This is a genomic window from Streptomyces sp. NPDC005151 (genome assembly GCF_053599875.1).
This window is the reverse complement of the sequence record NZ_JBSFYR010000174.1, coordinates 1-7,664: the sequence shown is the minus strand read 5'-3', so window position 1 is coordinate 7,664 and position 7,664 is coordinate 1. Positions and strand designations below refer to the sequence as shown.

General features: G+C 69.5%; 8 protein-coding genes. All 8 read left to right on the top strand.

The features are described from left to right. Positions 1 to 554: 554 nt before the first annotated feature. The 8 genes from ACWD6R_RS39080 (at position 555) to ACWD6R_RS39045 (ending at position 7,563) form a co-directional block, all read left to right on the top strand. On the top strand, positions 555 to 638 hold the full coding sequence (locus ACWD6R_RS39080; protein ID WP_451823111.1) for a putative leader peptide: 84 nt from the start codon (positions 555 to 557) through the stop codon (positions 636 to 638). Positions 639 to 753: 115 nt separating this feature from the next. Then, the gene (locus ACWD6R_RS39075) at positions 754 to 2,451 is read left to right on the top strand and encodes a nitrite/sulfite reductase (protein WP_451823110.1); all 1,698 of its coding nucleotides are present in this window, start codon (positions 754 to 756) and stop codon (positions 2,449 to 2,451) included. Beyond that, positions 2,448 to 2,627, top strand: coding sequence for a hypothetical protein (locus ACWD6R_RS39070; protein WP_093895403.1), 180 nt, complete (start codon positions 2,448 to 2,450; stop codon positions 2,625 to 2,627). Before ACWD6R_RS39075 ends, ACWD6R_RS39070 begins: the two co-directional genes overlap by 4 nt. Next, entirely contained in the window at positions 2,624 to 3,340 is a 717-nt protein-coding gene (locus tag ACWD6R_RS39065) for a phosphoadenylyl-sulfate reductase (protein ID WP_451823109.1), read from the top strand. The genes ACWD6R_RS39070 and ACWD6R_RS39065 overlap by 4 nt, the downstream gene beginning before the upstream one ends. Further along, positions 3,340 to 3,909 carry an adenylyl-sulfate kinase gene (gene cysC, locus ACWD6R_RS39060; RefSeq protein WP_451823108.1) on the top strand — a complete coding sequence of 190 codons (570 nt, stop codon included), beginning with the start codon at positions 3,340 to 3,342 and terminating at the stop codon, positions 3,907 to 3,909. Before ACWD6R_RS39065 ends, cysC begins: the two co-directional genes overlap by 1 nt. Further along, on the top strand, positions 3,906 to 4,841 hold the full coding sequence (gene cysD / locus ACWD6R_RS39055; RefSeq protein ID WP_451823107.1) for a sulfate adenylyltransferase subunit CysD: 936 nt from the start codon (positions 3,906 to 3,908) through the stop codon (positions 4,839 to 4,841). Before cysC ends, cysD begins: the two co-directional genes overlap by 4 nt. Then, positions 4,842 to 6,203, top strand: coding sequence for a sulfate adenylyltransferase subunit 1 (locus ACWD6R_RS39050; protein WP_451823106.1), 1,362 nt, complete (start codon positions 4,842 to 4,844; stop codon positions 6,201 to 6,203). 244 nt (positions 6,204 to 6,447) lie between these two features. Beyond that, positions 6,448 to 7,563 carry an ABC transporter substrate-binding protein gene (locus ACWD6R_RS39045; protein WP_451823105.1) on the top strand — a complete coding sequence of 372 codons (1,116 nt, stop codon included), beginning with the start codon at positions 6,448 to 6,450 and terminating at the stop codon, positions 7,561 to 7,563. Positions 7,564 to 7,664 lie beyond the last annotated feature (101 nt).

Sequence of the window (7,664 nt, the reverse complement as noted above, 5' to 3'; positions counted from 1 at the left end):
GAGCGGGGCTGGGGTGCGTGCATCGCAAGGCGGAGGATTGAGCCATGGTGATGGACGACAACGCCGCGAGGTGCGTGCCCCAGCCCCGTGACGCCTCCCCCCAATTGCCGGTCGGTCTAACGGCCTCCCCCGCGGTAGCGGAGTGGATCAGCGAGCGGCGCCGTGCGGCTTCGATGGCATGGCGGAGGAGGGAGTCGACGCGGAGCGTCGGTGACCGACGACAACGCCGCAAGCGGAGCCGCAGGGCGTCGGGAGCCCACTCCCTATCGTGGGGGAGGCCGTAAGGGCCGTCCCGGGACCGGGACCACCTGTTGCGCCCCGCCGCGCAAAGCGCCGCGCCGGATCGCCGCGCGTTTGCCGGGTATGTGCGGTTGCCCGAAGGCGGCGATCCGACCGAACCCCGTTCGGACACACCGGGAGCTAGCGGCTCATACGGATCGGAACGCCCCCGCCCCAGCGTGACCGGCACCACATCGTCTCACCCTTCGGGACGGTCTCGTCCACATCATGGATAGTGGTGGACTGCTCCGAGATTCGCGTGACACGCTTCCGTCATGTCTGGAACTGGGATTGCCTTGGCGAGTCGACGCCACGTCGACCTCGGCCGCATGTCCAGCGCCATCTGTCCGGCGAGCTGAGAGTCCCAGCACCCGCCGCGTTCCCCTTTTCTCCGCAACTCCTGCGCACCGCCGCGCCTCAGCGCGAGTGTGCAGTTCAGAGCCGCCCTCCCGCAGTCCCGAAGGACGTACTGTCATGGCCGCCACCCCGGAACAGCCTGCGACCACCACGCCCCGCCGCAAGGCCGGACGCCACCGTGGCGAGGGCCAGTGGGCCGTGGGACACCACACTCCACTCAACGGCAATGAGCAGTTCAAGAAGGACGACGACGGTCTCAATGTGCGGACACGCATTGAGACGGTCTACTCCAAGCGCGGATTCGACTCGATCGACCCCAATGATCTTCGTGGGCGCATGCGCTGGTGGGGTCTCTACACCCAGCGCAAGCCCGGGATCGACGGCGGCAAGACCGCGATCCTGGAGCCCGAGGAGCTGGACGACAAGTACTTCATGCTGCGGGTCCGGATCGACGGCGGCCGGCTGACCACCGCGCAGCTGCGCGTCATCGGCGAGATCTCGCAGGAGTACGCACGCGGCACCGCGGACATCACCGACCGGCAGAACATCCAGCTGCACTGGATCCGCATCGAGGACGTCCCGGCGATCTGGGAGAAGCTGGAGGCCGTCGGGCTCTCCACCACCGAGGCATGCGGCGACTGCCCACGTGTGATCATCGGCTCGCCGGTGGCGGGGATCGCCGCCGACGACATCATCGACGGCACGCCCGCGGTCGACGAGATCCACGACCGCTACATCGGCAACAAGGAATTCTCCAACCTGCCGCGCAAGTTCAAGACCGCGATCTCCGGCTCCCCGGTGCAGGACGTGGTCCACGAGATCAACGACATCGCGTTCGTCGGCGTGGTCCACCCCGAGCACGGTCCGGGTTTCGACGTCTGGGTCGGTGGCGGGCTCTCCACCAACCCGCGGCTCGCCGAACGGCTGGGCGCCTGGGTGCCGCTGGACGAGGTCCCGGACGTCTGGGCCGGTGTGGTGGGGATCTTCCGTGATTACGGCTACCGGCGGCTGCGCACCCGCGCCCGGCTGAAGTTCCTGATGGCCGACTGGGGCCCGGCGAAGTTTCGCCAGGTACTGGAGGACGAGTACCTGAAGCGCCCGCTGATCGACGGGCCCGCCCCCGAGCAGCCGAGCAGCCGCTGGCGCGACCACGTGGGTGTCCACCAGCAGCAGGACGGCCGTTTCTACGTCGGGTTCGCGCCCCGGGTCGGCCGGGTGGACGGCTCCACGCTGGCCAGGATCGCCGACCTGGCGGCCGCGCACGGTTCGGACCGGCTGCGCACCACCGTCGAGCAGAAGATGCTCATCCTCGACGTCGAGCAGGACCAGGTGGACTCCCTCGTCACGGGACTCGAGGCGCTCGACTTCCAGGTGAGGCCCTCGCCCTTCCGGCGCGGCACGATGGCCTGCACCGGCATCGAGTTCTGCAAGCTGGCGATCGTCGAGACGAAGGCACGCGGCGCCTCGCTGATCGACGAACTGGAGCGCCGCATGCCGGAGTTCGACGAGCCGCTCACCATCAACATCAACGGCTGCCCCAATGCCTGCGCCCGCATCCAGACCGCGGATATCGGCCTCAAGGGCCAGCTCGTCCTGGACGCCGACGGCAACCAGGTCGAGGGCTACCAGGTGCACCTCGGCGGCGCACTGGGCCTGGAGGCCGGCTTCGGCCGCAAGGTCCGTGGCCTGAAGGTCACTTCCGCCGAGCTGCCCGACTATGTCGAGCGGGTGCTGGGCCGGTTCCAGGCGGAGCGCGAGGACGGCGAGCGGTTTGCAACCTGGGCGGCGCGGGCGACTGCGGAGTCGCTGTCATGAGCGAGCGCGCCGCACCGTTCTACTGCCCGTACTGCGGCGACGAGGACCTGCGCCCGCACGAGACCGGGCACGGTGCCTGGGAATGTGCTTCCTGCAACCGCGCGTTCCAGCTCAAGTTCCTGGGTCTGCTGACCCGGGGACTGCAGCGCAACGACGTTGAACGGGACGGGATATGACGGAGACTCTGCTGACCGGACAGCTCGGGGCCGAGGAGCTCAGGGAGCTGGCCGAGCGAGCGGGCCGGGAACTCGAGGACGCCTCCGCGCCGGAGATCCTGCAGTGGGCCGCCGACACCTTCGGCAAGCGGTTCTGCGTCACCTCCTCGATGGAGGACGCGGTCGTGGCGCACCTCGCGTCCCGCGCCTTCCCGGGCGTCGACGTGGTCTTCCTCGACACCGGTTACCACTTCGAGGAGACGATCGGCACGCGTGACGCCGTCGAGGCCGTGATGGATGTCAACGTCATCACGCTGACCCCGCGGCAGACGGTGGCCGAGCAGGACGCCGAGTACGGGCCGAAGCTGCACGACCGGGACCCCGACCTGTGCTGCAAGCTACGCAAGGTCAAGCCCCTTGAGGAGGGCCTGACGTCGTACACGGCCTGGGCGACCGGGCTGCGTCGCGACGAGTCCCCGACCCGTGCGAACACCCCGGTCGTCGGCTGGGACGAGAAGCGGCAGAAGGTCAAAATCTCACCGATCGCCCGCTGGACGCAGGACGACGTCGATGCGTACGTCGCGGAGCACGGGGTCCTCACCAACCCGCTGCTGATGGACGGTTATGCCTCCGTGGGCTGCGCTCCCTGCACCCGCCGGGTACTGGAGGGCGAGGACGCGCGCGCCGGCCGGTGGGCCGGGCGGGGCAAGACCGAGTGCGGGCTGCACGACTGATGACGACTGATCAGGAGACTTCGATGAGCGTGACGGAGACGGGAGCCACGATCTGGCTGACCGGTCTGCCGAGCGCGGGCAAGACCACCATCGCGTACGAACTGGCCGGGCGGCTGTGCGGCGAGGGCCACCGGGTGGAGGTGCTCGACGGCGACGAGATCCGGGAGTTCCTCTCCGCGGGTCTGGGCTTCTCCCGCGAGGACCGGCACACCAACGTCCAGCGGATCGGCTTCGTCGCCGAACTGCTGGCGGCCAACGGCGTGAAGGTGCTGGTCCCGGTCATCGCCCCGTACGCGGACAGCCGGGACGCAGTACGCAAGCGTCACCAGGCCGAGGGCACCGCGTATCTGGAGGTGCATGTCGCGACTCCGGTCGAGGTGTGCTCCGTACGCGATGTGAAGGGGCTCTACGCCAAGCAGGCGGCGGGCGAGATCAGCGGGCTCACCGGGGTCGACGACCCGTACGAGGCGCCCGAGTCGCCGGACCTGCGGATCGAGTCGCACCAGCAGACCGTGCAGGAGTCCGCGGCGGAGCTGTACGCGCTGCTGAGCGAGAGGGGTGCAGCGTGACGACCGTCGCGACTGTGTCGGAAGGCACCGACAATCCGTACGCACTCAGCCACCTGGACTCCCTGGAGTCCGAGGCGGTGCACATCTTCCGTGAGGTGGCGGGAGAGTTCGAGCGGCCGGTGATCCTTTTCTCCGGCGGCAAGGACTCGATCCTGATGCTGCACCTGGCGCTGAAGGCGTTCGCGCCGGCGCCGGTGCCGTTCACCCTGCTGCACGTCGACACCGGGCACAACTTCCCCGAGGTCCTCGACTACCGCGACCGCACGGTCGCCGAGCACGGGCTGCGGCTGCATGTCGCCTCCGTGCAGGAGTACATCGACGCAGGGAAGCTCCGCGAGCGCCCCGACGGCACCCGCAACCCGCTGCAGACCGTGCCGCTGACCGAGGCGATCCAGGAGCACCGCTTCGACGCCGTGTTCGGCGGCGGCCGCCGCGACGAGGAGAAGGCGCGCGCCAAGGAGCGGGTCTTCTCGCTGCGCGACGAGTTCTCCCAGTGGGACCCGCGCCGCCAGCGCCCCGAGCTGTGGCAGCTGTACAACGGCCGTCACGCCCCCGGCGAGCACGTCCGGGTCTTCCCGATCTCCAACTGGACCGAGCTCGACGTCTGGCAGTACATCGAGCGCGAGGGCATCGAGCTTCCGGAGATCTACTTCGCCCACGAGCGGGAGGTCTTCAACCGCTCCGGGATGTGGCTGACCGCCGGTGACTGGGGCGGCCCCAAGGAGGGCGAGCGGGTCGAGACCCGGCAGGTGCGCTACCGCACCGTCGGCGACATGTCCTGCACCGGCGCGGTCGACTCGGACGCCACGACGCTCGCCACCGTGATCACCGAGATCGCCGCCTCCCGGCTCACCGAGCGGGGCGCGACGCGCGCCGACGACAAGATGTCCGAGGCCGCGATGGAAGACCGTAAGCGCGAGGGGTACTTCTAAATGACCACGATCTCCGAGCAGTTGTCGACCACGACCCTGCTGCGGTTCGCCACCGCGGGGTCCGTCGACGACGGCAAGTCCACCCTCGTCGGACGCCTTCTGCACGATTCCAAGTCGGTCCTCACCGACCAGCTGGAGGCCATCGAGCACGCCTCGCGCAGCCGGGGCCAGGAGGCGCCGGACCTGGCGCTGCTGACCGACGGGCTGCGGGCCGAGCGCGAGCAGGGCATCACCATCGATGTCGCCTATCGCTACTTCGCCACGCCGCGCCGCCGGTTCATCCTGGCCGACACCCCGGGGCATGTGCAGTACACCCGGAACATGGTGACGGGGGCCTCGACGGCCGAGCTGGCCGTCGTCCTGGTGGACGCCCGCAACGGTGTCGTCGAACAGACCCGCCGGCACGCCGCCGTCGCCGCGCTGCTGCGGGTGCCGCACGTGGTCCTGGCCGTCAACAAGATGGACCTGGTCGACTACGCGGAGCCCGTATTCGCCGCCGTCGCCGAGGAGTTCACCGCATACGCCGCCTCGCTCGGCGTCCCGGGCTGGGGGTCTGGGGGGGACCCCCAGGAAAACTGGTGTACCGCGATCCCGATCTCCGCGCTCGCCGGTGACAACGTCGTGGAGCCGTCCGCGCACATGGACTGGTACGGCGGCCCGACGGTCCTCGAACACCTGGAGACGGTGCCGGTCAGCCACGACCTCACCGGCTGCCACGCACGCTTCCCCGTTCAGTACGTGATCCGGCCGCAGACCGCCGAGCACCCCGACTACCGGGGCTACGCGGGCCAGATCGCCGCCGGCGCGTTCCGCGTGGGCGAGGCCGTCACGGTCCTGCCCTCGGGCCGCACGTCGACGATCGCGGGGATCGACGCGCTCGGCGAGAGCGTGGACATCGCCTGGGCGCCCCAGTCGGTGACCGTCCGGCTCGCCGACGACATCGACGTCTCGCGCGGTGACCTCATCGCACCGGCCGACGACGCGCCGACGGTCACCCAGGACGTCGAGGCGACCGTCTGCCACGTCGCGGACCAGCCGCTCGTGGTCGGCCGGCGGGTGCTGCTCAAGCACACCACCCGCACGGTCAAGGCGATCGTCAAGGACATCCCGTCGCGGCTGACGCTGGACGACCTCTCGCAGCACCCGGCGCCCGGACAGCTCGTCGCCAACGACATCGGCCGGGTCGTCGTCCGTACCGCGGAGCCGCTCGCGCTGGACGCGTACGCGGACTCCCGGCGCACCGGCTCGTTCCTGCTGATCGACCCGGCGGACGGCACCACGCTGACGGCCGGTATGGCGGGCGCCTCGTTCGCCGCCGAGGCCGAGGCCGAGGCCGCCGACGACGCCGAATGGGACTTCTGATGGTTGTCGACATCTACGCGACGTTCGCGAAGGAGGGCGGCCGCATCGGCAGCGGCGCCCTCGGCAGCGGCCAGGGCGGGGTTGCCCGATGTGCGCGATGACGTACGCGCACTGCCTGCGCGCCCGCTTGCACCAACCGCACCGCCTGTACCGCCAGTTCAGACGAAAACATGCCGACTGCCCGGCCGCGTCCCCGTAACCGTCGACGGACGTGAGCACCGGGCCAACGAGAGGAACGCCTCCCGTGCCTGCCACCCGTTTCGCCCTGCGCCGCAGCCTCGCCGCAGCCGCCGCCCTGCCGCTGCTCGCCGTGGCGCTCACCGCCTGCGGCTACGGCTCCGCGGCGAAGGACGACGACGCCAAGAAGGCGAACGTCTCCGCCGACGGCAAGAAGCTCTCCGCGGACACCGTGAAGATCGGCTACTTCCCGAACCTCACGCACGCCACCGCCCTGGTCGGCATCCAGGAAGGCATCATCGCCAAGGAGCTCGGGGGCACGACGGTCAAGCCGTCGACGTTCAACGCGGGCCCGTCCGAGATCGAGGCGCTCAACGCCGGTTCGATCGACATCGGCTTCATCGGCCCCTCCCCTTCCATCAACGGCTTCACCAAGTCCAGGGGCAAGAGCCTGCGGATCATCGGCGGTGCGGCGTCCGGCGGCGTGAAGCTGGTCGTCAACCCGAAGAAGATCAAGACCCTGGACGACCTCAGGGGCAAGAAGATCGCCACCCCGCAGCTCGGCAACACCCAGGACGTAGCGTTCCTCAACTGGGTTGCCGCGAAGGGCTGGAAGGTCGACGCCCAGAGCGGCAAGGGCGACGTCTCCGTGGTCCGCACGGACAACAAGGTGACCCCGGATGCCTACAAGGCCGGTTCCGTCGACGGCGCCTGGGTCCCTGAGCCGACCGCCTCCAAGCTGGTCGCGCAGGGCGCGAAGGTGCTCCTCGACGAGTCGACGCTCTGGCCGGACAAGATGTTCGTGATCACGAACATCATCGTGTCGCAGACGTTCCTCACGGAGCACCCGGACGTCGTCGAGGCGGTGCTGCGCGGTTCGGTCAACACCAACGCGTGGATCAACGCCAACCCGGACAAGGCGAAGGCGTCCGCCAACACCGCGCTGGGGGAGCTGTCCGGCAAGGAGCTGCCGGCCGAGGTCCTCGACCCGGCGTGGAAGTCGATCCAGTTCACCGATGACCCGCTGGCCGCCACGCTCGACACGGAGGCCACGCACGCGGTGAAGGCGGGTCTGCTGGAGCAGACGGATCTGACGGGCATCTACGACCTGAAGCCGCTGAACAAGATCCTCAAGGCCGCGGGCAAGCCCGAGGTCGCCGACGCCGGTCTCGGCGTCAAGTAAGACCGGCCGGCAAATGGGGGGTGGGAGAAGGAGCGGGGCTGGGTGCGTGCAGCTGCAAGGCGGAGGATTGAGACATGGCGGAGCCATGGTGATTGACGACA